The sequence below is a fragment of the Sulfitobacter sp. THAF37 genome (assembly GCF_009363555.1).
Taxonomy (GTDB): domain Bacteria; phylum Pseudomonadota; class Alphaproteobacteria; order Rhodobacterales; family Rhodobacteraceae; genus Sulfitobacter.
Genome location: NZ_CP045372.1, coordinates 1437501 through 1461516 on the forward strand (window position 1 = coordinate 1437501; position 24016 = coordinate 1461516).

Annotated in this window: 18 protein-coding genes, 2 tRNA genes, 2 rRNA genes and 1 pseudogene (1 of these 23 running past the window's edge); 13 read left to right on the forward strand and 10 right to left on the reverse strand. The window is 61.9% G+C overall.

Annotation, left to right across the window (positions count from 1 at the left end; all coding sequences use genetic code 11):
- From FIU94_RS07130 to FIU94_RS07150, 5 genes and pseudogenes are all read left to right on the forward strand, one after another.
- Window positions 1-35: transfer RNA gene (locus tag FIU94_RS07130), tRNA-Ala, on the forward strand; it begins 41 nt to the left of the window's first position.
- Window positions 36-442: 407 nt separating this feature from the next.
- A 23S ribosomal RNA gene (locus tag FIU94_RS07135) occupies window positions 443-3276 on the forward strand.
- 88 nt (window positions 3277-3364) lie between these two features.
- Window positions 3365-3479, forward strand: a 5S ribosomal RNA gene (gene rrf, locus FIU94_RS07140).
- A 57-nt stretch (window positions 3480-3536) separates the two neighbouring features.
- Window positions 3537-3613 (forward strand) — tRNA-Met (locus tag FIU94_RS07145).
- A gap of 190 nt (window positions 3614-3803) precedes the next feature.
- Window positions 3804-3938, forward strand: a pseudogene (locus FIU94_RS07150) (integrase core domain-containing protein); the annotation flags it as partial.
- Between the two features lie 297 nt (window positions 3939-4235).
- Here FIU94_RS07150 and FIU94_RS07155 read toward each other — a convergent pair.
- From FIU94_RS07155 to FIU94_RS07170, 4 genes are all read right to left on the reverse strand, one after another.
- Entirely contained in the window at window positions 4236-5288 is a 1053-nt protein-coding gene (locus FIU94_RS07155; protein WP_152465123.1) for a 2,3-butanediol dehydrogenase, read from the reverse strand.
- 26 nt (window positions 5289-5314) lie between these two features.
- Complete coding sequence (locus tag FIU94_RS07160; RefSeq protein WP_152465124.1) at window positions 5315-6088, reverse strand: acetoin reductase; 774 nt, start codon at window positions 6086-6088, stop codon at window positions 5315-5317.
- 73 nt (window positions 6089-6161) lie between these two features.
- Window positions 6162-7961 carry an NAD(P)/FAD-dependent oxidoreductase gene (locus FIU94_RS07165; protein ID WP_152465125.1) on the reverse strand — a complete coding sequence of 600 codons (1800 nt, stop codon included), beginning with the start codon at window positions 7959-7961 and terminating at the stop codon, window positions 6162-6164.
- A 140-nt stretch (window positions 7962-8101) separates the two neighbouring features.
- A complete protein-coding gene (locus FIU94_RS07170) occupies window positions 8102-9841 on the reverse strand; it encodes a sigma-54-dependent Fis family transcriptional regulator (protein ID WP_152465126.1) in 1740 nt (579 codons plus the stop codon).
- A gap of 794 nt (window positions 9842-10635) precedes the next feature.
- Between FIU94_RS07170 and FIU94_RS07175 the strand changes: the two genes are divergently transcribed.
- From FIU94_RS07175 to FIU94_RS07190, 4 genes are all read left to right on the forward strand, one after another.
- Complete coding sequence (locus FIU94_RS07175) at window positions 10636-11109, forward strand: VOC family protein (RefSeq protein WP_152465127.1); 474 nt, start codon at window positions 10636-10638, stop codon at window positions 11107-11109.
- 81 nt (window positions 11110-11190) lie between these two features.
- Window positions 11191-12297 carry a class II histone deacetylase gene (locus FIU94_RS07180; RefSeq protein WP_152465128.1) on the forward strand — a complete coding sequence of 369 codons (1107 nt, stop codon included), beginning with the start codon at window positions 11191-11193 and terminating at the stop codon, window positions 12295-12297.
- 9 nt (window positions 12298-12306) lie between these two features.
- Window positions 12307-12885 (forward strand): nitroreductase family protein, encoded by a 579-nt coding sequence (locus FIU94_RS07185; RefSeq protein ID WP_152465129.1) that lies wholly within the window; start codon window positions 12307-12309, stop codon window positions 12883-12885.
- Window positions 12870-13577: an EI24 domain-containing protein gene (locus FIU94_RS07190; RefSeq protein ID WP_152465130.1), complete on the forward strand. Its 708-nt coding sequence runs from the start codon at window positions 12870-12872 to the stop codon at window positions 13575-13577. The genes FIU94_RS07185 and FIU94_RS07190 overlap by 16 nt, the downstream gene beginning before the upstream one ends.
- Here the strand turns inward: FIU94_RS07190 and FIU94_RS07195 are convergent.
- On the reverse strand, window positions 13537-13830 hold the full coding sequence (locus tag FIU94_RS07195; RefSeq protein ID WP_152465131.1) for a DUF1467 family protein: 294 nt from the start codon (window positions 13828-13830) through the stop codon (window positions 13537-13539). The genes FIU94_RS07190 and FIU94_RS07195 overlap by 41 nt on opposite strands.
- Window positions 13831-13833: 3 nt before the next feature.
- The gene (gene mce, locus FIU94_RS07200; protein ID WP_152465132.1) at window positions 13834-14238 is read right to left on the reverse strand and encodes a methylmalonyl-CoA epimerase; all 405 of its coding nucleotides are present in this window, start codon (window positions 14236-14238) and stop codon (window positions 13834-13836) included.
- A gap of 149 nt (window positions 14239-14387) precedes the next feature.
- On the opposite strand from mce, the gene FIU94_RS07205 reads away from it, so the two are divergent.
- Complete coding sequence (locus tag FIU94_RS07205) at window positions 14388-15107, forward strand: response regulator (protein WP_152465133.1); 720 nt, start codon at window positions 14388-14390, stop codon at window positions 15105-15107.
- Window positions 15108-15134: 27 nt separating this feature from the next.
- Here FIU94_RS07205 and FIU94_RS07210 read toward each other — a convergent pair whose 3' ends face one another.
- A complete protein-coding gene (locus tag FIU94_RS07210; RefSeq protein WP_152465134.1) occupies window positions 15135-15860 on the reverse strand; it encodes a GNAT family N-acetyltransferase in 726 nt (241 codons plus the stop codon).
- Window positions 15861-16043: 183 nt separating this feature from the next.
- Here FIU94_RS07210 and FIU94_RS07215 point away from each other — a divergent pair, with 183 nt between their 5' ends.
- Complete coding sequence (locus FIU94_RS07215) at window positions 16044-16226, forward strand: hypothetical protein (protein WP_152465135.1); 183 nt, start codon at window positions 16044-16046, stop codon at window positions 16224-16226.
- 24 nt (window positions 16227-16250) lie between these two features.
- On the opposite strand, the gene FIU94_RS07220 is transcribed toward FIU94_RS07215, so the two are convergent.
- Entirely contained in the window at window positions 16251-17411 is a 1161-nt protein-coding gene (locus tag FIU94_RS07220) for a DUF1501 domain-containing protein (RefSeq protein ID WP_152465136.1), read from the reverse strand.
- A 13-nt stretch (window positions 17412-17424) separates the two neighbouring features.
- Window positions 17425-18861: a DUF1800 family protein gene (locus tag FIU94_RS07225; protein ID WP_254702631.1), complete on the reverse strand. Its 1437-nt coding sequence runs from the start codon at window positions 18859-18861 to the stop codon at window positions 17425-17427.
- A gap of 92 nt (window positions 18862-18953) precedes the next feature.
- On the opposite strand from FIU94_RS07225, the gene FIU94_RS07230 reads away from it, so the two are divergent.
- Complete coding sequence (locus FIU94_RS07230; protein ID WP_152465137.1) at window positions 18954-19430, forward strand: hemerythrin domain-containing protein; 477 nt, start codon at window positions 18954-18956, stop codon at window positions 19428-19430.
- Window positions 19431-19499: 69 nt separating this feature from the next.
- Here the strand turns inward: FIU94_RS07230 and aspS are convergent, their stop codons facing one another.
- The gene (gene aspS / locus FIU94_RS07235) at window positions 19500-21353 is read right to left on the reverse strand and encodes an aspartate--tRNA ligase (RefSeq protein ID WP_152465138.1); all 1854 of its coding nucleotides are present in this window, start codon (window positions 21351-21353) and stop codon (window positions 19500-19502) included.
- A gap of 667 nt (window positions 21354-22020) precedes the next feature.
- Between aspS and FIU94_RS07240 the strand changes: the two genes are divergently transcribed.
- Window positions 22021-24015, forward strand: coding sequence for a S8 family serine peptidase (locus tag FIU94_RS07240; protein ID WP_152465139.1), 1995 nt, complete (start codon window positions 22021-22023; stop codon window positions 24013-24015).
- Window position 24016 lies beyond the last annotated feature (1 nt).

Below are 24016 nucleotides of genomic sequence, written 5' to 3' on the forward strand. Positions count from 1 at the left end.
GGAGGTCAGGAGTTCGATCCTCCTAGGCTCCACCATTATTTGGTAGAACATATCTTCAAGCATTCGCGGAATGTTTGAACGTCTGTTCTGCAGACGAATTGACATCGTAAAGAGAGATACAATAACAACACTGTTTGGTTGTCCCGAGTATGGGAGCGACCTCGGTTTGGTGCTTCGGGCTTTGGTCCGGAGCGAGCGTTTGCAAGGCTGTTTCCTCGGCCGACCGATCGTATGCCTTCCGAAAAGAACGTGTTGTCCAAGTCAAGTACACTAACCAGAGGCATGACGCTGCACCCTGCACGGGCTGCGGCTATCAGCGTGTCTCATTGTCCAGACGACAGTCTGGGCGGGAAAGTATGCTTTTGAACCAGGATAAGGATGGTCAGTTTCTTACCAGCTTCTGACCGTCGCGCGAGGCGCAAGTCTTGCTTTTTCTGGATCAAATCAAGCGCGAAAAGGGCGTTTGGTGAATGCCTTGGCAGTAAGAGGCGATGAAAGACGTGATACTCTGCGATAAGCCATGGGGAGCCGAGAATAGGCTTTGATCCATGGATCTCTGAATGGGGCAACCCACCTGATACTGTGTTATTGTTACCCGCTTCGGCGGCGATCAATAATGCGGTAAGACAGGTATTTCTAGACTGAATACATAGGTTTAGAAAAGCAAACCCGGGGAACTGAAACATCTAAGTACCCGGAGGAAAGGAAATCAATTGATACTCCCCCAGTAGCGGCGAGCGAACGGGGACCAGCCGAGCCATGAGTGTGGTTAGAATGCGTTGGAATGCGCAACCAGAGTGGGTGATAGTCCCGTATAAGAAGCATGATTGGACGTATTAAGTAGGGCGGGACACGTGAAATCCTGTCTGAAGATCGGAGGACCACCTTCGAAGGCTAAGTACTCCTTACTGACCGATAGTGAACCAGTACCGTGAGGGAAAGGTGAAAAGCACCCCGACGAGGGGAGTGAAACAGTACCTGAAACCGAACGCCTACAATCAGTTGGAGGGTCCTTGCGGCCTGACAGCGTACCTTTTGTATAATGGGTCATCGACTTGGTCTCACGAGCAAGCTTAAGCCGTTAGGTGTAGGCGCAGCGAAAGCGAGTCTTAATAGGGCGTCGAGTTCGTGGGATCAGACCCGAAACCGAGTGATCTAGGCATGGCCAGGTTGAAGATAAGGTAACACTTATTGGAGGACCGAACCCACATCCGTTGAAAAGGATCGGGATGAGCTGTGCCTAGGGGTGAAAGGCCAATCAAACTCGGAGATAGCTGGTTCTCTGCGAAATCTATTTAGGTAGAGCGTCATCCGAATACCCTCGGGGGTAGAGCACTGGATGGGTAATGGGGCCCCACAGGCTTACTGATCCTAACCAAACTCCGAATACCGAGGAGTACTAGATGGCAGACACACGGCGAATGCTAACGTCCGTCGTGAAGAGGGAAACAACCCTGACCTCCAGCTAAGGCCCCTAATTCATGGCTAAGTGGGAAAGCAGGTGAGACGGCCAAAACAACCAGGAGGTTGGCTTAGAAGCAGCCATCCTTTAAAGATAGCGTAACAGCTCACTGGTCTAATTAAGCTGTCTTGCGGCGAAGATGTAACGGGGCTCAAGCCATGAGCCGAAGCTGAGGATGCATTTATTGCATGGTAGCAGAGCGTAGTGTGACATAATTCCATGTCTCCTTACTCCCCTCGGGGATATTGGAGACGCGGAGTTTTCTGTGAAGCCGGCGCGTGAGCGATCCGGTGGAGAGATCACTAGTGAGAATGATGACATGAGTAGCGACAAAGAGTGTGAGAGACACTCTCGCCGAAAGTCCAAGGGTTCCTGCTTAAAGCTAATCTGAGCAGGGTAAGCCGACCCCTAAGGCGAGGCCGAAAGGCGTAGTCGATGGGAACCAGGTTAATATTCCTGGGCCAGATGGAAGTGACGGATCTCGAGGGTAGTTCATCCTTACTGGATTGAATGGGCTGCTTAGAGGTCCCTGGAAATAGCTCCATCGCTAGATCGTACCCTAAACCGACACAGGTGGACTGGTAGAGAATACCAAGGCGCTTGAGAGAACTATGTTGAAGGAACTCGGCAAAATACCTCCGTAAGTTCGCGAGAAGGAGGCCCGGTTCCTAGGCAACTAGGGGCTGGGGGCACAAACCAGGGGGTGGCGACTGTTTATTAAAAACACAGGGCTCTGCGAAGTCGCAAGACGACGTATAGGGTCTGACGCCTGCCCGGTGCCTGAAGGTTAAAAGGAGGGGTGAGAGCTCTGAATTGAAGCCCAGGTAAACGGCGGCCGTAACTATAACGGTCCTAAGGTAGCGAAATTCCTTGTCGGGTAAGTTCCGACCTGCACGAATGGCGTAACGACTTCCCCGCTGTCTCCAACATAGACTCAGCGAAATTGAATTACCTGTCAAGATGCAGGTTTCCCGCGGTTAGACGGAAAGACCCCGTGCACCTTTACTACAGCTTCACACTGGCATTAGGCCGAACATGTGCAGGATAGGTGGTGGGCTTTGAAACCGGGACGCCAGTCTCGGTGGAGCCTCCCTTGAGATACCACCCTTGTTCTGCTTGATGTCTAACCGCGGTCCGTTATCCGGATCCGGGACCCTGTGTGGCGGGTAGTTTGACTGGGGCGGTCGCCTCCTAAATCGTAACGGAGGCGCGCGAAGGTTGGCTCAGAGCGGTCGGAAATCGCTCGTTGAGTGCAATGGCAGAAGCCAGCCTGACTGCAAGACTGACAAGTCGAGCAGAGTCGAAAGACGGCCATAGTGATCCGGTGGTCCCAAGTGGGAGGGCCATCGCTCAACGGATAAAAGGTACGCCGGGGATAACAGGCTGATACTGCCCAAGAGTCCATATCGACGGCAGTGTTTGGCACCTCGATGTCGGCTCATCTCATCCTGGGGCTGGAGCAGGTCCCAAGGGTACGGCTGTTCGCCGTTTAAAGAGGTACGTGAGCTGGGTTTAGAACGTCGTGAGACAGTTCGGTCCCTATCTTCCGTGGGTGTAGGATACTTGAGAGGAGTTGCCCCTAGTACGAGAGGACCGGGGTGAACGATCCACTGGTGGACCTGTTGTTGCGCCAGCAGCAGTGCAGGGTAGCTATGATCGGACAGGATAACCGCTGAAGGCATCTAAGCGGGAAGCCCCCCTCAAAACAAGGTATCCCTGAGAGCCGAGGTAGACCACCTCGTCGATAGGCCAGAGATGTAAGCGTGGTAACACGTTCAGTTGACTGGTACTAATTGCTCGATAGGCTTGATTTGATCCAGTAGAAGCAAGATTCTACCAATCAATCAAAAGCATACACAGACATTAGCTGTACTGACTTGGAGTTTTAGAGGATTTGTTCGGTTTGGTGATCATAGCACGAGCAAAACACCTGGTCCCATCCCGAACCCAGCCGTTAAGTGCCGTAGCGCCGATGGTACTGCGTCTTAAGACGTGGGAGAGTAGGTCATCGCCAAACCTAACAAGTCCTCTAATCCGTATCTCTCTTCGATGTACACATATACCGACTTAGTGGCGCGGGATGGAGCAGCCCGGTAGCTCGTCAGGCTCATAACCTGAAGGTCGTAGGTTCAAATCCTACTCCCGCAACCAACTTATCCTGCGAAGCGCCCTCCGGGGCGCTTTCGCATGTTGGGCATTCGCCAAGCGCGGCTCTGCTAGCCGCCATCGTGGCGTCGTTGATATGCGATGACCTGCTCACCTGAAAAGTCCTCGGTTTGAGGTTCCCGGCTGAAGTCGTCGATGACACAGAGGATGCAGAACCGGCGGCCATCAGCGAGCGCATGCCCGCAATCTGATCGCGGCATGGCGCGACGACTACAACCATCACCGCCCCCACTCGAGCGTCGACGGGCTCACTCCGTGGGAGTATCACCAACGGTCAAGAGAGGACCAAACCCTGAACAGAGCTAACTGAAAAATGCGGACTCTCAGGGGAGCAGGTCAACGAAACCCAATTAATGCAACAGTCCCATGAGTTGAGAGACCGGAACGTAAGCGTGGCAAGACCATGATGCGGAAGGCCCGACTGGGGCCGGACTCCTGCAAGAAGAGCTCCCGCTCGCGATCCGGAGACGTGAATTGCGCGCGCGAGGCAGAACTTCCCTGCTGGTCGTCTTGAATTGTCGGCGCATGCACTTGCCCTGCATGTTGTAGGTCCTCGGTCGCCGACTACCGCTTGAGACAGTGGCCGCCGGCTTCACTCGACGGAATGTCAGTCCGGTGCCTCGACCAAAATCTTCACATGAGACTTCTCCGCGACCAGCGCCTCGAAGCCTTCGCTGACGATATCCTCAAGCGCGATGCGCTTCGTGACCAGCTGATCGGCGCAGAAGTACCCTTGGGCCATGAGCGCCATCACCGACGGATAGACATTGCGATAGGCAATAGTGCCCTGCAACTGCCGCTCCTTAAGGACGACGGTGTTGGGTTGGAAGGAGGCCTCCTGTTCCCAGATCGAAACGATCAGAACCTGGCCCTCGTGGCGGGTCGCTTCGACGCACTGGGACAAGACCTGAGGCACGCCGGTCACTTCGAAGGCCACATGGACCCCGTCGGTGGCGGCGAGGATCTCGGCCACCGCGTCAGTCGCCGTCGGATCGATCACCGAAGTTGCGCCGAGCTGCAGCGCCTTCTGTCGCCGGACTTCCGAGGGTTCGACCACGTGAATTTCAGAGGCGCCGGCCACACGCAGCGACTCCAACACCAGAAGGCCGATCGGACCGGCGCCGAAGACGGCGGCCTTGTCACCGGCCTTGATCTTCGACAGGCGTACGGCATGCAGGGCCACCGCCGCGGGTTCGACCAGCGCGCCCTGTTCCATCGAGAGCGAGTCCGGCATCTTGTGGACCATTCGGGCGGGCACAACGCTGTGGGCGGCAAACCCGCCGTGGCCGCCGGAGAGGCCGACGAAACCGAGGCTGTCGCACAGGTTGTACTTGCCTTCGAGGCAGGCCGGGCATTCGCCGCAGGCAAAGATGGGCTCGATTGCGACACGGTCTCCGACCGAAAGCCCGGTGACGCCTTCGCCCAGCTCGGCCACCGTGCCACAGTATTCGTGGCCCATGGTAATCGGCGCCTTGTCGTGGCTCAGGGGGTGATCCTCATCGACGGGGATGAAGATCGGCCCGGCCAGGTATTCATGCAGGTCACTGCCGCAAATTCCGGTCCAGGCGACCTTTACTTTTATCTCGCCCGCGCCGGGCGCAGGCTCTTCCACATCTTCGACGCGGATATCTTTGACGCCGTGCCAACGTGCTGCTTTCATGGTCGTATTCCTCTTCAATTGGTAACTCAGCGATAGACCATGCCGCCGTCGATCAGGATCGACTGTCCGGTCATGTAGTCGCTGTCCGGCCCCGCGAGATAGGAGACGAGGCTGGCCACGTCCTGCGGGGTCTGTGCGCGCCCGAGGGCAATGGAACCCACGAATGTATCGAAGGTCTCGCCCTTCGCGGCGCCGGTGAGTTCGGCGAAGCGCGCGTCGATCTCGGTCCACATGTCGGTGCCCACGACACCGGGGCAGTAGGCGTTGACGGTGATGCCGTCGGCGGCGAATTCCTTTGCCGCGACCTGGGTGAGCGCGCGCACGGCGAACTTGGTCGAGCAATAGGCCCCGAGCATGGGGTAGCCCTCATGCCCCGCGATGGAGGCGGCGGAGATGATCTTGCCTTTGGTGCCATCCTTCCTGAACCGCGCGGCGGCGGCCTGGATGCCCCAGAGCACCCCTTTCACGTTCACCGCGAAGACCTTGTCCATCTCGGCTTCGGTGATCTCGGCAATGGGCTGCACCTGCGCGATGCCTGCGTTGTTCACCATGATATCGAACCCGCCCAGCTGATCTGCCGTGCTGTCGATGGCCTCGATCACCTGCTGACGGTCGGTCACGTCGGCGGCGATGGTGATGACCTTGCCGTCGCTGAACCGGCCCGCCGCCTCGGCGAGTTGCCCGGTGTCGAGATCAACCAGGGCGATGCGGGCGCCGTCGGCGGCCAGGCGCTCGGCGATGCCGAGCCCGATGCCCCGCGCGCCGCCGGTGACGAGCGCGATTTTTCCGTTGAGAGACATTGTTCTGCTCCTTTGAAACTCTGGAAAACATGCGCGCACCCGGTTAGGGAGGACCGGGTGCGCGCGCGGTGCATCACGACAGGTGATGCACCTCCTGCAGGCCGTAGACGGGGGTTTCCAAACCTTCCATCCGGGCCTTCAATTGTAGCGCCAGGTACAGCGAGTAATGCCGCGACTGGTGCAGGTTGCCGCCGTGGAACCAGAGGTTTTCCTGCTGGGTCGGCTTCCACATGTTGCGCTGCTCGCCCTCCCAGGGGCCGGGGTCCTTGGTGGTGTCGGAGCCCAGCCCCCAGACCTTGCCCACCTTGTCGGCCACGTCTTGGCTGATGAGGTCTGCGGCCCAGCCGTTCATCGAGCCATAGCCGGTGGCCATCACCACCAGGTCCGCGTCCAGGTGTGTGCCGTCGGCCAGCACCACGCCGGTTTCGTCAAAATGATCGACCTGGCCTTTCATCAGCTTCACCTCGCCGTCGATGATGAGCTGGCTCGCGCCCACATCGATGTAATAGCCCGAGCCGCGCCGCAGGTACTTCATGAACAGGCCCGATCCGTCGTCGCCCCAGTCGAGGTCAAATCCGGCCTTCTCGAGCCCGGCGTAGAACTCGGCGTCGCGATCGCGCATCTGGTCGTAAAGCGGGATCTGAAACTCGTGCATGATCCGGTAGGGCAGGGAAGCGAAGACCATGTCGGCCTTCTCGGTCGTCATGCCATTTGCCACCGCTTCCTCGGAGTAGAGCGCGCCGAGGCCGATCTCCATCAGCGTGTCCGAGCGCACGATGTGGGTGCTGCTGCGTTGCACCATCGTCACATCGGCGTCCGCCTCCCAGAGCGCGGCGCAGATGTCATGCGCCGAGTTGTTGGAGCCGACGACCACCACCTTCTTGCCGGCCCACGCGTCCGGCCCCTCGTGCTGCGAGCTGTGCTGGATGGTGCCCTTGAAGCTCTCCATACCCGGAAACTTCGGCATGTTCGCCTTGCCCGACATGCCGGTGGCCAGCACCAGCTGGGTGGGGCGCAGCACCACCTCCTCGCCGTCGCGGTTGACCTTCACCTCCCATGTGCCGCTGGCCTCGTCGTAACTGGCCTTCTGCACCTCGGACCGGGTCCAATAGTTGATCTCCATGACCTTGGTATACATCTCCAGCCAGTCGCCCACCTTGTCCTTGGGCGTGAAGACCGGCCAGTTGTCGGGGAACTTGATGTAGGGCAGGTGGTCGTACCAGATCGGATCGTGCAGGCAGAGCGACTTGTAGCGCGAACGCCATTGGTCGCCAGGACGGTCGTGCTTGTCGAGCACAATGGTCGGCACCCCGAGCTGGCGCAGCCGCGCGCCCAGCGCGATGCCGCCCTGGCCGCCGCCGACGACGACGGTGTAGGGCTGTTCTGTATGGCCGAGATCGGCAGCTTCCGCCTCGCGATTTTCTTTCCACGACTTGCGGTTCCTCGCAGCGCCGTGTTCGGCCCCCATCGGGCGCCGTTTGCCCCGATTTTCCTCGAAGCCCTTTAGCTCCTGCATCGCGGTGAGCAGCGTCCAGATGCGGCCGTCCTTCAACCGCATCAGCCCCCAGCCCCGTCCGACAGCCGTTTCGAATGTGATCCAGGCAGTGATGACGCCGCCATCCTCTTCGGGCAACTCGCCCTCCTGAATGGCAAAGCTGCCCGGTTTTGTGTGCTTGAGCTGCGCCGCGAGCATGTTCTGCACTTCGGCTGGCCCCTCCACGGTCTTCAGGTTCCAAGTCACGGCAACCAGGTCGCGCCAGTAGCTGTCGGTCGCAAAAAGGGCGCTGGCGGCCTGGGCGTCCTCCTCCTCCAAGGCGGCGTTCAGGCTATTGAGCATGTCCTGCACCTCGGCAGTGACGGTCGAGTCGAGCATTGCGTATCCTCCTCATAGGCAATGTGATGAGGAGTGTGTAGCGAGCCAGCATGCCCGCCGGCCACGACGATCTGGCGATTTTCAGTGTCTTTGAGCTTGCGGCAGTGCAGCATGTTGCAAACGCAACGCCGCGCAACGGTTCAGCCGGGCGCGCGCAACCCTTCCTTGCGGACGCGTCGCAGAACGGTCGAACGGTTCACGCCCAACCTGCGGGCGGCGCGGGCCATGTTCCAATTGCAGGCGTCGAGCACTGCCTCAAGGTCCGGCTCCGCTTCCGAGGGCCGTGGCGGCGCGGGCAGATCAGGCAGGTCGATGACGGTGCCTTCCGCCATCGCGCAGGCCACGTCGAGCACATGTCCCAGCTCGCGCAGATTGCCGGGCCAGTCACGGGCCATCAGCTCGGCGCGGGCCGAAGGCGTGAGCCGTTTCTCGCTGCCTGAACTCCGCCGCAGCAGCCGCTCGATCAGCCAGCCGAGATCCTGCCGCTCGCGCAGAGGCGGAAGCTCGACAACGGCCCCGGCGAGTCGGTGATAGAGCGCGCTTGGCAGGGACTCGTGCGACATAAGGGCACTCGGGGTCAGGCTGCTCGTGCTGATCGGGCGCAACTCGGGGTGCGAATCCAGAAGCCCGGGCAAGGCGCGGGCCGCACTGTCAGAAAGATCCTCGATGCGTCGCAACAGAAGCGTCGCCTTGCCGGGCTGCGACCTGATGAGCCGCGCAATCTCGCCCGCCTCCGTGCCGGCACAATCCACGGTCAGAAAACCCGCGCGTCGGGAGGCCATGTGCAGTGCGCGGGCCAGCTTCGATTTGCCGCTGCCACTCTCGCCGCTGACCACGACCGGGACGGATGTGGTTGCCAGACGCTCCGCCCGAGACAGGAGACGCTCCATACCGGGATCGCTGCCCGCCAAGGCGGTCAGGACACCGGTGCCGGGACGTGTGACCATCGCCCTCTGTGGGGCGCGCGGGGCCTGTGGCGCGATGGCGTGACCGAAGACCGCACCGCCATCGCCCAAGGGGACCACTCGGTCCTCGGTCGGGCGGTCACGCATGAGATCGGGAAGATCGTCGACGCTGATCCCGAGCAGACTGTCGATCCTCTCTCCGATCAGGTTTCCCTTGCGCGAGAGCATCCGCTTGGCCGCGTGGGTCGCCCCGATCACCAGGCCCGACCCGTCGAGAGCGACCGCGCCTTCCGGGTCAACGTCGAGAAACTCCGGACTGGACGAAAACCGCAGAACCCATTCGCGGCGGCTCGCGGCCATCAAATTCGCCATCTCGACCCGCCGCGCGGCCGCCGTCACAAGCGACATGGCGAGGTTCTGGCTACTTTTCGGCGACGGTGAGCGCAGCAACGAGATGTCGAGCACAGCGGCCATCTGACCGAGGCTGTCGTAGATCGGCGCGGAGGTGCATGAGAGTGCAGTATGTGCATTGCCGAAGTGATCGTCCTGATGAACCGTGACCGGCTCGCCCGTCACGATGCAGGCGCCCACACCGCATGTTCCGGCAAGGTCTTCGGACCAGTTCGACCCGAGGTACAGGCCGGCCCCGCGCAGTTCATCGGCGAAGAGACTGTCGCCGAAGTAGTCGACGCAGACGCCTTTGGCATCCGTCAGCAGCAGCACGTAATTCTGGCCCGCGACCTGTCGGAAAAGGTTTTGCAGGCTGGCACGGGCCGCGCCGATCATCCACTCGGCCTGGTCGCGATGGGTCCGGAGTTCGGCATCGGTGACGATGTGCGCGGGCTCGGCGCGGGCGGGATCCATGCCGTAGAGCTCGACGCAGCGCCGCCAGGACGCATCGACATAACTGTCGCGCCCGGTAGCCCTGCCATCCAGAACCTGTGCGATTTCCTCGACGTGATGTCGCTCGAACATCAAAACGTTCTCCCGATGCTGAGTATACACCCGAACCATGCTCACCCAATGGTAGACTTTGGTCTGAGGCCCTGGTCACTTCACGCCCCTGACGAAATGCGCGTCGTTATTGTCGTTCGGCCCAATCGCGCGGCCACGACGACCCGTCTTCGGCGTGCAACGCTCCTCCGGGTCCCGCTAACCTGATCCGGTTGCCAGCTTGTCGCCCGGCAAAAGAGCGCCAGCGACGGAAATGAGCGAACGGTGTTTGTCCCAACCGCCCGTACCGGGCTGTCAAAAGGTCGACTCTGACGCGCCTCTCAGTCCGGCTCATTCCAACGACTGGATAACAGGGACGCCCCAGGATGAAAGCCGCCTCATCTAATATTCGAATGTCGCGCCTGACAATCAGTGCGGACCTTGGTGACCGTTCTGCGAACAGCTCAAGTGCCCACTTCCCGGACTGATGGCTCGAAATCGACGCTACATGTTGCCGCCAATGGCGGGTTTAGGGAAGCTGCGACGCAGCAATAGGCAGCTTGGCGGATGTTCGCTAAGGGCCGAAAGCTACCTACATTTGAAATATTGCGGGTAATATCGTGCAATCCGAAATTCGTTCAAATCCTTGAAGTTGTGTCCAAATCGCCCTCCCGCAACCAAGTCCCCCCTTTTTTCTCGTTTTGGTGCAGTTCGCGACCTTTCTCGTGCGAGACCCAATCACTTTGTGCTCTCCTGCACCAACGCCCTGCGTTCCGGACCCTCGCGCCGGGGCAATTTTCGGCCTACCTTTACCGCAAGACAGGAAAGGAAGCCGCATGCCGGATCACGCCACCATTGGTCACGTTCACCTTCGCGTCAGCGATTTGGACAGGGCGATCTCGTTCTATCGTGATATTCTGGGGTTCGAAGTGACCCAGAAATTCGGGAACCAGGCCGCTTTTCTGTCCGCGGGGGGCTACCACCATCATATCGGCCTGAACACTTGGGAAAGCCGGGGAGGATCTGCTCCTCCGCCGGGGCATACCGGCTTGTATCATGCAGCCTTCCTTTATCCGGACCGACAAAGCCTTGCGACGGTTCTGAAACGCATCGTCGCTGCCGGTATCCCCCTCGACGGCGCGGCGGATCACGGCGTAAGCGAAGCCGTCTATCTTCGTGATCCGGATGACAACGGGGTCGAGATCTATCGCGACCGCCCGGCTGCGGACTGGCCGAAAGACCCGGAGGGCAATCTCAGGATGGTGAATGATCATCTGGACCTGACGGCCCTGCTGAACGAGGCTCCATAGCGGGGCCGATTCCGCGACCGCGATGGACAATTCCCGGCGGCTCCTTCAGGTTCTGCGCGAAACGTCAGAGGGAGGCACATCATGGCGACAGGATTCTATTGGGACGAACGCTGTTTCTGGCATGCCGGGGGCAATTACGCGCTGACCCTCCCGGTTGGTGGCTTGGTCCAGCCTCAGGTCGCCGGTGGCCTCCCCGAGAGCCCTGAAACCAAGCGTCGGCTCAAAAACCTGATGGATGTGACCGGCCTGAGCGCCGAACTGGACCAGCGCAGCGCGGCCCCCGCAGACCGCGAGACGCTGGAGCGGGTGCATCCCGCCCGCTATCTGAACGAATTCAAGGCGGTGTCCGATGCACAGGGCGGCGAGATAGGGCATCATGCCCCTTTCGGCCGGGGCGGTTACGAGATCGCGACGCTTTCGGCGGGCCTGGCCTGCGCGGCGGTTCGTGATGTGGCGACCGGTTCGGTCGAAAATGCCTATGCGCTGACCCGGCCGCCGGGCCACCACTGCGAGCCGGACAACCCGATGGGGTTCTGCCTGCTTGCCAATATTGCCATAGCGGTCGAAGCGGCGCTTGCCGAAGGTCTGGTAAAGCGTGTGGCCGTCCTGGACTGGGACGTGCACCACGGCAATGGCACGGAAAAGATCTTTTACGATCGCGACGACGTGCTGACGATCTCGTTCCATCAAGAGGGAAACTACCCCACGACGACCGGCGGCCTCGCGGATCGGGGCAGCGGGGCCGGGGACGGCGCCAACATCAACCTGCCGCTCCACGCGGGTTCGGGCCACACCGCTTACCTGCACGCGATGGATCGGGTCGCGATCCCCGCGCTTGACGCGTTCAAACCTGACATGATTATCGTTGCCTGTGGCTTTGATGCCGCCATGGTCGACCCGCTGGCCCGGATGCAGGCCACGTCGGCAACCTTTGCCGGGATGACCCAGCGGATCAGGGACGCGGCAAAGCGCCTTTGCCAGGGTCGCCTTGTGCTGGTTCACGAAGGCGGCTATTCCGAAGCTTATGTGCCGTTTTGCGGCCATGCCACCATTGCGACACTAGCGGGCAGTGCCATCAGCGCGCCGGACCCCATGCTGTCGTCATTCGACATCCGCCAGCCTTCGCCAGCCTTTGATGCTTTCCTGCGCCAGTCGATTGACGACATGGCGAAAACACTGGGACTCTGAGGACCGAACATGCCTGACGCCAACCCCGACGCCCTGAAATTCCTGCAGACCCGCCGGTCACGACCGGCCAAGACGCTCGGCCTGCCGGTCCCTGACCGCAGGGCGCTGTTGCCCCTGCTGACTGCGGCTGCACGCACGCCGGACCACGGCAAGCTGGAGCCATGGCGCTTCATCGTGCTGGACCGCGCAGCGATGGAGCGGCTGGCAGACCTGGCCGAAAGCCGCGGTGCCGCTCTCGGCCTGCCGCCGGAACAGATTTCCAAAGGCCGCAGCCAGTTCGACGACGGCCAGCTGGCCGTTGCGGTGATCGAGGTGCAGCGGTCCACCGACAAGATCCCGGCCATCGAACAGACATACTCCGCGGGGGCGGTCTGTCTCGCGCTGCTGAACGCGGCGCTGGCCAGCGGCTGGGGGGCCAACTGGCTATCCGGCTGGCCTTCGCATGACCGCGATTTCATGCGCGAGGGTCTGAGGTTGGAGAACCACGAGCGGATCGCGGGTATCGTGCACATCGGCACCGAAACCAGCGCGCCGCCCGACCGTCCCCGTCCCGACATCGAAAGCATTACCACATGGCTCTCGGACTGATCTTCGACGCATTCTTTCGTGCGCTCGGGCAACTGGGCGACCCTCGTTTCCGGCGGGTTTTCCTGCTGGGCGTGGTTCTGTCCCTGGTTTTGCTGATTGGCTTCACGGCCGCTTTCACCTGGTTGACAGAGGCAATCACACCCGATGAAGTCTGGCTTCCGATCCTGGGCGAGGTGCAGTGGATCGACGATCTGCTGTCCTGGGGCGCTGCTTTCCTGCTGCTCGGGTTGTCGGTCTTTCTGATGATCCCGGTCGCCTCGGCCATCACGTCCCTGTTTCTCGACGAAGTTGCCGAGGCAGTAGAGGGTCGGCACTACCCGGATTTGCCTCGCCCGCAGACGGTCTCTTTCGGCGAGGCCCTGCGCGATACTGTGAGTTTCCTCGGTGTTCTTCTGGCGGCGAATATCTTTGCGATCGTGTTGTACGTGATTTTCCCGCCTTTCGCCCCGGTGATTTTCTGGGGGATGAACGGGTTTCTGCTGGGGCGGGAATATTTCACCATGGTCGCGATCCGTTGGGTCGGTCGCGTGCAGGCCCGAAGCCTGCGTCGCGCGCATCTCGCGACGATCTGGGCGGCGGGCACCCTCATGGCGGTGCCGCTGTCAGTGCCCCTGCTGAACCTTCTGGTTCCTATTCTGGGTGCGGCGACCTTTACCCATCTGTACCACGGCCTGACCAGGCACCGGCCCTGAACCAGCTTTCGACGTCGTCGACGCTGATCCATTCCGACAGGATGACGGTTGCCGCCATCGCCCAGATGACGGCGGCAACCACCGTCGTCCACAGGGCCTTCTTCCTCAGGTGGTGATGCTCTGGTGCGCCGGCGTGGGTGCCGGGAACGACGTCATCCAGATCCCCCTGTGTCTGAACCCGGATCGGCAGGGCGATCAGAAAGGTCAGTGACCAGATGACCGCATAGAGTACGAGCCCCGAGACGATTCCCATGGTTCAGACCTGCTCCAGCTCGACCAGCGCGCCGTTGAAGTCCTTGGGATGCAGGAAGAGCACCGGCTTGCCATGCGCGCCGATCTTCGGCTCTCCGGTGCCCAGCACCCGCGCACCAGTCGATTTGAGGTGGTCCCGCGCGGCGATGATATCCTCCACCTCGTAGCAGATGTGGTGGATGCCCCCGGCGGGGTTCTTGTCGAGAAAACCCTGAATGGGGGAGTCCTCGCCCAGAGGATACAAGAGCTCGATCTTGGTGTTCGGCAGTTCGATGAATATTACCGTGACACCATGGTCCGGCTCATCCTGCGGTGCACCGACATTGGCGCCCAGAGCATTGCGGTACTGATCTGCCGCGGCCTGGAGGTCGGGTACGGCGATGGCCACGTGGTTCAAACGTCCGATCATGATAATTCCTTCCGATGTGCCCGTGCCTTATGCCTTCGCGGTTCGACAAGGGCAATGTGACACCTGCGCACGCAGGCGGATGGTGCCCATTAACGGTGCGTTAGGCATCCCTGACTAGTCTCTGAGTCGTCATCGCACGGGAGACGACAATGGATAGCAACGAAACCTTCTCTGCACAGCTTCCACAGCCCACCGCGGCCCGGCCTCTGCTTGGCCTGACCGTTCTTGTTATCGAGGACAGCCGCTACGCCTGCGAGGCGATGCGCCTGCTCTGCCTGCGCTCCGGCGCGCGGATCAGGCGGGCGGACTGCCTGCGGTCGGCGCGGCGGCATCTGCAGGTCTACCGTCCTTCCGTTGTGGTGATCGACCTCGGCCTGCCCGACGGCGACGGCACCGACCTGATCGCGGAACTGGCGAACAGCACACCCCGCATCCAGGCATTGCTGGCGGTTTCGGGCGATACCCATCTGGAGGCCGACGCGCTGTCCGCCGGGGCCGACGGGTTCCTGGCAAAGCCGATCCTCTCTATCGCCACGTTCCAGGAAAAGGTTCTGTCGCTGTTGCCCGAAGATCGCCAACCATCCGGCCCACGCGTGCTGGACACCTCTGTTGTCACACCTGACCGCATTGCGTTGCAGGACGACATGGCTCACATCGCCGAGGTACTGGAAGATCCGCCCGACGCCCATGCGCTGGACTATGTGACACAGTTCCTGACCGGGGTCGCGCGGCTGGCCGACGACGAACCGCTGGAAAAGGCGAGCGTTGCCTTGGCCGCGAAACGTGCACTGGGTGAAGCGGCAGCTTCCGAAGCCGCGACCCTGGCGGGCATGTTGCAGCAACGCCTGTCGCACCGAATGGCAATCTAGTTCAGGATCAGGGGCGTCCGCTGCGGGTCAGAGCGTGGGATCGGTGGCGACGCGGACAAGGCCAGTGAGATCGGCAAGCCTTTCCTTTTGCGTGCCATCCGCGTTGAAATTCGCCGGGGATAGCCAGGCCTCAAAGGCCTCTTTCAACGCGGGCCACTCGGAATCGATGGCGGCAAACCAGGCCGTGTCGCGGTTGCGCCCCTTGACCACCGTGGCCTGCCGGAACACCCCTTCGTAGCTCAACCCAAACCGCTGGGCGGCGCGCCGGGATGGTCTGTTCAGCCCATCGCACTTCCATTCAAAACGTCGATAACCGGCCTCGAAGGCCCATTTCATCATCAGGTAAATGGCTTCGGTCGCGGCGCGGGTGCGTTGCAATGCGGGGCTGAAGTTGATGTGCCCCACTTCGATGGAACCACCGGCGGGCACGATGTTGAGATAGCTCGCCACGCCCTCCCATGCTCCGCTTTCCAAGTTGCGGATCGCGTAGAAAAACGGGTCGGTCTGGCCCTCATGCTCTCGCGCCCATCGGTAATACTGCGCGGCGGACGAGAACGGCCCATAGGGCATGTAATCCCAGACGGCGTCGTTTTCCGCATAGGCGCGGTACAGCAGGGCGGCGTGCCCCTCTGCAGAGAGGGGGGCAAGCCGGGCATAGGTCCCGGTCAATATCTCGCCGGAGGGCCGTGGCGGCGGCGTCCAGTTTGGAACAGCAGCGCCTTTCGGACGCGGATCGGAGGATAAGCCAGTCATGCCAGAACGATAGGCCCGGCGAACCGGTTCGAAAAGGGGATATCGCACGGATCGGCTACAGCTCTTTCAGAGCCAATCGGCCAGAAATTGGCCAAAAGCCGCAAAACCGACCCCATCTCTGCCCAAATTCGCCGGGTTCGCTTGCTGAGATGTCATGAATGCCGCACCAGCCAAGGCCGCCAGATGTCACGTAACATGCGCACCGAGCGACAAAAACAGGATGCCGATCACCGCAAGGTGGATTGGATCGTGCTGACGGCGTCACTGCTGGGTGTCGGGATCGTTCTCGCCGCGTCGATCCGGGCGGGCGAGGCGGGGCTTGTCGCGAGCCTGGGCAGCTACATGATGACATCCGCGTCGTTCTAGAAACCGGCCGCCATGGGCCTGTCTCTATGCCAGAAGCCCGGGATCGCTGCCCATGTGGAGACCCGGAAACACCTTGTTTTCAAGCACGTCTCGGTTGACGCCCGTGATGCCCCGCATCACCCAGGCGGCGACAGCGCGCACGTCTCGGGTCGGCATCAGGTCCCGCCGCTGGTAGAGGGCGGATTCCGCCAGTCCGGGCCAGTCGCCGTTGACCCGACCGCCCCGAACGGCACCACCGGCGAGAATTGCAAGCCCGCCGGTCCCGTGGTCCGTGCCCCCCGCACCGTTTTCCCGCGCGGTGCGTCCGAATTCCGTCATGGCAAGGATAGCGGTCTTGCCCCAGACGTCAGCGCCCAGACCGTCCCGCAGGGTCAGGATGGCCTCTTGCAGCGTCGCAAGGCTGCGGGGCAGCACACGGTCTTGCGCGCGGTGCGTATCCCAGCCGCCCAGCGAAAAGGCGGCGATCCTTGCGTCCTGGCGCAGCCGTCCGGCGGCATAGCTGGCGATCTGACGATGGGCGCGACCGCCCTTGCCGTCGCGTCCGTTCTCTGCCAGCAGCGCCGCCTCGGCCAGGGCCGCGTGCAGGGCCGGGTCCTCCTCCATCACCCTTTCGGCCAGACGCATCGTCTGCGGGCTGATCTTGAGGTTGGCTTCGGGTGCCCATTTCGCAACCGGAGCACTGCCATCAAGCACCGGCAGGGGCGTGGTGCCGATGGCATAGGCCGTGTCCCGCTCCACGCCCGGCACCTCCTGCAGCAGCCGGTTCAACCAGCCGTCCCTCGCGCCCTGGCCCAGATCCACCGTCCCGGCCTCCAGCAGGTCCTGGCCATCGAAATGGCTTCGCTTGTCGCGATATGGGGTCGAGACCGCATGAACAAAGCCCAGCTCGCCCTTGCTCCACAAGGGCATCAGCCCGGCCAGCGCGGGATGCAGCGCAAAATATCCGTCGAGGTCCTGCGCACCCTCGGTCCGCAGACCCGGTCGCAGTGGGGCATAGGCCGGGTCGCCCACAGGGCGCACCACGTCCAACCCGTCCATCCCGCCGCGCAGTATGATGACCACCAGCCGCCTGTCCCAGGGGGCCTGGGCAAAACTCATCGGTGTGATCAGCGGGCTCGCGGCCACAGAACATCCGATCACACCGGCCCGGACCAGAAGCTGCCTGCGGGAAAGACCGTCCTTCATCCAGTTTCTCCTTCTAACGGCGCTGCAAGGCGGGCGAGATGAGGATCAGCCCGACCCCCACGGCCTGGGTTTCCGCGGCTGATGCGGCAAATTTCAGCGCGTCAGTTGCGTCCGGCCCCACAATGTCCTGAAGCATCTGCTGAGGGTCAGGCAGGTCGTCCAGCAGGCGTGCAGGCACGTTCATCGCCCAGTCCAGCCGGGCGGCGACGCCCTGCGGAGTGACCCAGGCGGCGTCCGTTTCGGGCCAGCCGTCAGGCCCTGATACGCGGTCCCAGTCCTGTCCCATGATCTTCAGGGGACGCAGGAACCAGCGGAGGGTCTCTTTTGGCGTCAGTGCCGCGAAGCGGTCGGGCGGCACGGCGAGCGCGCGCAGGGCGGTGCTCATGTACTCCAAAGGGGGGCGGATGTTCGTCGGGGGGCTATCCCATGCCGCGGGATCGTTCAGCAGCGCCTCATAGACAGCCATCAGGTCGCCATCGCTGTCCAGATACGTTCGCGTCAGCCGCCCGATCGTCCGTTCCGTCGGGGTGTCGGAGATGAAATGCACCGCCAGCTTGCCAGCCAGGTGACGTGCCGTGCTCGGATGCATCGCCAGGTCGCTGAGGGCATTGCGGATCGGCTGCATACCAGGCTGGTCGCTATAGGTCTTTCCCAGCACGGTTTCCGCCCCGGGCTCGGCCCAGCCCTTGCGAAAGACAAAGCTGTAGTCCCGTGTCCGGGTCAGTCCGGTCAACAGCTCTGCCATCTGCCGCACATCCGTCTGGGAATAGGCCGCGCCGACGCCCAGCGTGTGCAGCTCCAGCAATTCCCGGGCCAGGTTCTCGTTGAGACCACGGCGATTGCCCTTGCGTCGGCCCCGCTTGCTGTTCGGTCCGACAGAGGTGCTTTGGTCCAGGTACTCCAGCATCACGGGGTGTGTGATGCAGGCGGAGAGCATATCGACAAAACGGCCCGAAACATGAGGCCGCACCGCTTCTTCCACATAGGCGGGGATCGCAAGCTTCAGCAGCCCTGATTTGCCCTGTGCGGTGAAATGATCCGACCAGAAATCGACAAGCCTTTCGCGGAAATTATCTTTGCTGTGAATGCGCCTTAGTTGTTGCTGGGCAAAGGTTTCCAGCTGCTGATGCCGAAAACGCTGCTCAATTTCATCCGATTTCTCGCGGGCCTCGGCGGCCTGCTCTGGGGTCGTGGCCTTTTTGCGGGCGAAGGCGTCGAAGCGAGCCTTGACGACGTGTCCATCCTGAAGCTGGCGAAAGCCGGGCACCGGGAACCGCTCGGCCATCAGGTCCTTTCCGCGCAACCGACCGAGCATGCCCGCGATGTTCTCCGGCGGTGCGATGGACGGCGACCTGCCATACCCGAAACGCCTTTCGGCAAGATGCGGTGAAAAGCCCATGTCGTCTCCAGAACCGGCCTTGCGGACAAGATAGTATGTCCCGGTTTTCATTGCATCCCCCTTGTTCGGATGCAGGCCGGTTTTGGCCGGGAACCGGCGCGCACCTCTGCGCGTTGGACAGAATTGAACGAAAGGACCTGTAAATGCCCACGATCTATGACGCGATCAAAGCCGATCACGACCAGCACCGTAGCCTTTTGAATGAAATCGGCGAGACCAGCGGCGATAGTGCTGCGCGTCAGAACGCCTGGAGCAGTTTTTACCACGATGTGAAGTCCCACGCCGCAGCAGAGGAAGAGACGTTCTATTCCAAGCTCATTTCCAAGACCTGGGGCCAGGACGCTGCGCGCCATTCCGTGCACGAACACCAGCAACTCGACGACCTGATGGAAGAACTGAACGAGATGGACATGTCGTCCTCAGGCTGGCTGACGAAGTTCAAGACGCTCAAGCACGATTATGAGCACCACATGGATGAGGAAGAAGAAGAGGTCTTTGCCCGCGCCAAAGAAGTGATCGACGAGAGCGAGATCGAAGGATACGGCGCCCGCTTCGAAGCCCGCAAAAAGGAAGAGCGTGATCTGATCGACGAGAAGAAGGAAGACTCGCTGGAGGATTGACAGGCAAGCCCTGTCGCCTGAGGCGGGGCAGGTTCAGGCAAGCGTGCGGCACATGCCCTGAACCCCGACTTAGTCCTGCGGGATCACCCTGAGCCCAAGTTCCATCAACTGGTCGCTGGTAGGGTCGCTCGGCGCGTTCATCATCAGATCTTCCGCACGCTGGTTCATGGGGAACAGGATTACCTCGCGGATGTTCTGTTCCTCGGCCAGCAGCATCACGATGCGGTCGATCCCGGCAGCGCATCCCCCGTGGGGCGGCGCGCCATACTGGAACGCATTGACCATGCCGCCAAAGCGTTTGCGGACTTCTTCCTCGCCGTAGCCGGCGATTTCGAAAGCCTTGAACATGATTTCGGGGCGGTGGTTCCGGATCGCGCCCGACACCAGTTCGTAGCCGTTACAGGCCAGATCATACTGAAAACCCAGCACCTGCAGCGGATCGCCCTGCAAGGCGTCCATCCCGCCCTGCGGCATGGAGAAAGGGTTGTGCTCAAAGTCGATCTTGCCGCTCTCTTCGTCTTTCTCGTAGATCGGGAAATCCACGATCCACGCAAAGGCGAAGCGGTCCTTGTCCGTCAGGCCCAGTTCTTCGCCGATGATGTTGCGGGCGCGGCCCGCGATGGCCTCAAAGGCCTTGGGCTTACCACCAAGGAAGAACGCCGCATCGCCGACGCCCAGACCCAGCTGCTGGCGGATCGCCTCGGTGGGTTCGGGGCCGATGTTCTTGGCCAGCGGACCTGCCGCTTCCATGCCGCCTTCCACCTCGCCGGATTTCAGCTTGGCCTGAGCTTCTTTCACGGTGATGCCCATTTCCTGTGCCACGGCATCCGCCGTTTTCTCGCGCCAGAAAATATAGCCCATGCCGGGCAGCCCTTCCTTCTGGGCAAAAGCGTTCATCCGGTCGCAGAACTTGCGCGACCCGCCAGTCGGCGCGGGGATCGCCCGGACCTCGGTGCCTTCCTGCTCCAGCAGCTTGGCAAAGATGGCGAAACCGGAGCCCGCGAAATGTTCGGAGACGACCTGCATCTTGATCGGGTTCCTGAGATCGGGCTTGTCCGACCCGTACCAGAGCGCGGCATCCCTGTAGGAGATCTGCTCCCAGGTCTGGTCCACCCTCTTGCCGCCGCCGAACTCTTCGAAAACCCCGGCGATCACGGGCTGGATCGTGTCGAACACGTCCTGCTGCTCGACAAAGGACATTTCCATGTCAAGCTGGTAGAAATCGGTGGGCGAACGGTCCGCACGCGGGTCTTCATCGCGGAAACAGGGCGCGATCTGGAAATACTTGTCAAAGCCCGAGACCATCAGCAGCTGCTTGAACTGCTGCGGCGCCTGCGGCAGGGCGTAGAACTTGCCCGGATGCAGGCGCGACGGCACGAGAAAATCACGCGCACCTTCGGGGCTGGAGGCGGTAATGATCGGGGTCTGGAATTCCTTGAACCCCTGATCCCACATGCGCTTGCGGAGCGAGGTCACAACGTCCGATCGCAGCACCATGTTGTTCTGCATCTTCTCGCGGCGCAGATCGAGGTAGCGATAGCGCAGGCGGGTTTCCTCGGGGTATTCCTGATCGCCGAAAACCTGCAGGGGCAAGTCACCGTTCACACGGCCCAGCACTTCGATGTCGCGGATATAGACCTCGATCCCGCCTGTCGGGATCTTCGGGTTCTCCAGACCTTCGGCGCGCGCTTTCACTGTGCCGTCGATGCGGATACACCATTCGGCGCGGACCTTTTCCACCTGCGAGAATACAGGGCTGTCGGGGTCGCACAGCAGCTGCGTCATGCCATAGTGGTCGCGCAGGTCGATGAACAGCACGCCACCGTGATCCCGCACCCGATGGACCCATCCGGCAAGGCGGACCTCTTCGCCCTTGTTGGCAAGGTTCAGATCGGCGCAGGTGTGGCTGCGATAGGCGTGCATGTGCTGTCCCCTTCAGGGCTGAATGAATTGGCGCAGATACACCCCTTGCTGTGCGGGAAGTCAAGGGTTCGGCAGGCCCAAGGCCCATTTTGCAGGCCCTTTGCCGTTTGCCGAAGGGGGCAGCAGGGTCATGAAACCGGGCCGGTCCGTGACAGACCGACCCGGTCGTTCCCGACGGGGAGATGTCGGGGGCATCGCGCTTGTGCCGCATTCGACACGGTGTGCAGGATGCCGCCGTTTTCAACGGTGCGGGTGAATCCCGCACCAGGTCGCTGAGCCAAATTGCCACGACCGCACGACAGCCGCAGGCGAGAATTCCGGCGGCACTATCATCCCCGGAGGGCAAGGTGGCGCATACGAAGTGTAATGCACTCCGCATACGCCAGGCATTCATGACCCGAGCAGATTAAAATACGAAGCTTTGCCACTACGCATATTCCCCCGGACATTTTGCGCTGACCGGAAGCTTCGCGGCGGCATCGCCCCCACCCGGATCACAAACACCAGCCTAGACAGCCGCCTTCAGTTTACCCAGGGGAACGCGGATTGCGCGTTAGTAAACCGTTAATCATTTGCCGCAGCCAGGCCGCAGCTTGACCACCCGTCCGGGCTGCGGTCACACTCGTTCTTGCGTGCCGCGCCCGATGCGGCAGGGCTGGGGGGCCGGATGACGCAGACGATGCAGGAGTATTTCTGGGACGGATACCTTCATTGGGCCGACTTGATGGACAAGGCGGTAGACGGGCCAGCGCCTTCGCTTGGCCGCATCGCGGACGAGACCTCGATGATGGTCTACGAACCCGTTTTCGTGCGGTTGAACACCCCCTTGTCGGCAGGGTCGAATGACCGGCTTACCAAGATGCGGCGGGGTGCCGTGCCCTCAGGCAGCGCAGAGGTGCTGGCGCTGTCCGAGGTTGCCTTTCTCTCGGGGTCTGACCTGGCCTTCGACCTGGACGATCTGCTGATCGGCCTTGAACATGCGCTGCTGTCGGGCACTCCGTTGGAGTTCTTTCTTTATCGTCCCATCGCCCGCAGCATGGCGGATCATTCCCGCTATGACGCAGTCTTTCAGGTCATTGACGTGGGCGCGCCTGTTCTGTTGAGAAATCAAAGACCGGCTGGCATCAACACGGCGCGGGCGACGTCCCTTCCCCCCATCGAGACGCAGGTGATCGGCGCGGTGATCGACAACGACATCGGGTTTCTGAACACCACTTTCCGTCACCAACAGGGAATCCGCGCGGGCGAAACCCGATTTGAGGCGGTTTGGCTGCAGGCGCGCGAATGTCTGGTCAGTACGCCTCTGCCGCCGGTGAATGCGGTCGAGCTGGGCCGTTTCCTGCGCAAACCCGACATTGACGCGATGATCCGCAACGATCCCCGGGACGAGCAGCGCATTTACCAGCAGATCAACGAGGCGCTGCACGTTTGGGACCCCTTCCGCCGCGCGCCGCCTGGGCAAAGCCACGGCACGGCGGTGGCTAACCTTGCCTACGGGCAGGACGCCTGCGCGCCGGACGATGTGTGTACGGTGCCGCTGATGGCGGTGCAGCTTCCGCCCGAAGCCGCCGTTGATACCACCGGGACCTACAGCGAAAGCTATATCGTGCAAGGGGTCCGTTGGCTTTGCGCCGAAGCGCGCCGGCGGGCGCCGCAGGCGCGGCTGGTGATCAACATCAGTTACGGTGTGCTGGCGGGGCAGAAAGACGGCGGCAAGTTTCTGGAGGCGCAGGTCGCGCGAGAGGTCACTATGGCCGAGGCGCTGGGCCAGGAAGTGCATGTGGTCTACGCATACGGCAACAGCCTCAACAGCCACCAGGTTGCGCGGCAAAGCGTGGCACCGGGGGCAACCTCGGACCCGCTGGTCTGGGTGGTGCAGCCTGACGATCCGGTCCCGAGCTTTATGGAGATCCGCGCTCTGGGGGCCGGCCCCGCCTCGCATCTGGCCAGCCTTCCTGAGGGGCTGCAGCTGACGCTCTTGTCGCCCGATGGCAGCCAGGTTCTGCACACCGCGCCCGCCGCTGGTGCGGCTGTGCCGCCGCTTGGCCCCGACCGTGCTGGCGCGGCGGCGCGGCTGTATCACGCGCCGGAACGAAACCTGACCGGGCGGCCCGCGACGCGGGGTTTTTACAACCTCGCCATTGCGCCCACGCGGCGGATCGACCCGGGGCTGCCGGTGGCCCCGGCAGGCGACTGGCGGCTCTCCGTGACCAACACCACCAATGAACCGGTCGATCTGGTATTCCAGATCCAGCGCGGCGACACGGCGCCCGGCTTTGTCATCGGTGGTCGGCAATCCTTTTTTGAGGGCATCGGCGTACCGGTTGTCAAGGACGGGCATCCCGGTCGGGACGTGCTGGAGCCGCTTACGAACGACGGCACCTGCAGCGCCTTCGCCTGTGCCAGCCATCCGCGTATCCACACGGTCGGGGCGCTCAAGGACGTGCTGGGGCAGACCACTGGTGCGGACTATGCCGCACGCGGCGCGCCGTGGGCAGGGACCGGGGGTGCGACGCATCACAGGGTGGTTGATCGGGTCTTTACATACGGTCAGCGCACCACGGGCACTTATTCCGGCACGGGGTCGCGGCTGTCGGGGTCAAGCGGTGCCGCCGCCCGGCTCAGCCGGGAACTGGTCGGATCAGGCCCGCCTTCGGCCTGAC

Coding starts and splice junctions, on each gene's coding strand:
- FIU94_RS07155 (WP_152465123.1), bottom strand. CDS start 5,288: ATGAAAGCAGCACGTTGGCACGGCGTCAAAGATATCCGCGTCGAAGAT.
- FIU94_RS07160 (WP_152465124.1), bottom strand. CDS start 6,088: ATGTCTCTCAACGGAAAAATCGCGCTCGTCACCGGCGGCGCGCGGGGC.
- FIU94_RS07165 (WP_152465125.1), bottom strand. CDS start 7,961: ATGCTCGACTCGACCGTCACTGCCGAGGTGCAGGACATGCTCAATAGC.
- FIU94_RS07170 (WP_152465126.1), bottom strand. CDS start 9,841: ATGTTCGAGCGACATCACGTCGAGGAAATCGCACAGGTTCTGGATGGC.
- FIU94_RS07175 (WP_152465127.1), top strand. CDS start 10,636: ATGCCGGATCACGCCACCATTGGTCACGTTCACCTTCGCGTCAGCGAT.
- FIU94_RS07180 (WP_152465128.1), top strand. CDS start 11,191: ATGGCGACAGGATTCTATTGGGACGAACGCTGTTTCTGGCATGCCGGG.
- FIU94_RS07185 (WP_152465129.1), top strand. CDS start 12,307: ATGCCTGACGCCAACCCCGACGCCCTGAAATTCCTGCAGACCCGCCGG.
- FIU94_RS07190 (WP_152465130.1), top strand. CDS start 12,870: ATGGCTCTCGGACTGATCTTCGACGCATTCTTTCGTGCGCTCGGGCAA.
- FIU94_RS07195 (WP_152465131.1), bottom strand. CDS start 13,830: ATGGGAATCGTCTCGGGGCTCGTACTCTATGCGGTCATCTGGTCACTG.
- mce (WP_152465132.1), bottom strand. CDS start 14,238: ATGATCGGACGTTTGAACCACGTGGCCATCGCCGTACCCGACCTCCAG.
- FIU94_RS07205 (WP_152465133.1), top strand. CDS start 14,388: ATGGATAGCAACGAAACCTTCTCTGCACAGCTTCCACAGCCCACCGCG.
- FIU94_RS07210 (WP_152465134.1), bottom strand. CDS start 15,860: ATGACTGGCTTATCCTCCGATCCGCGTCCGAAAGGCGCTGCTGTTCCA.
- FIU94_RS07215 (WP_152465135.1), top strand. CDS start 16,044: ATGTCACGTAACATGCGCACCGAGCGACAAAAACAGGATGCCGATCAC.
- FIU94_RS07220 (WP_152465136.1), bottom strand. CDS start 17,411: ATGAAGGACGGTCTTTCCCGCAGGCAGCTTCTGGTCCGGGCCGGTGTG.
- FIU94_RS07225 (WP_254702631.1), bottom strand. CDS start 18,861: ATGAAAACCGGGACATACTATCTTGTCCGCAAGGCCGGTTCTGGAGAC.
- FIU94_RS07230 (WP_152465137.1), top strand. CDS start 18,954: ATGCCCACGATCTATGACGCGATCAAAGCCGATCACGACCAGCACCGT.
- aspS (WP_152465138.1), bottom strand. CDS start 21,353: ATGCACGCCTATCGCAGCCACACCTGCGCCGATCTGAACCTTGCCAAC.
- FIU94_RS07240 (WP_152465139.1), top strand. CDS start 22,021: ATGACGCAGACGATGCAGGAGTATTTCTGGGACGGATACCTTCATTGG.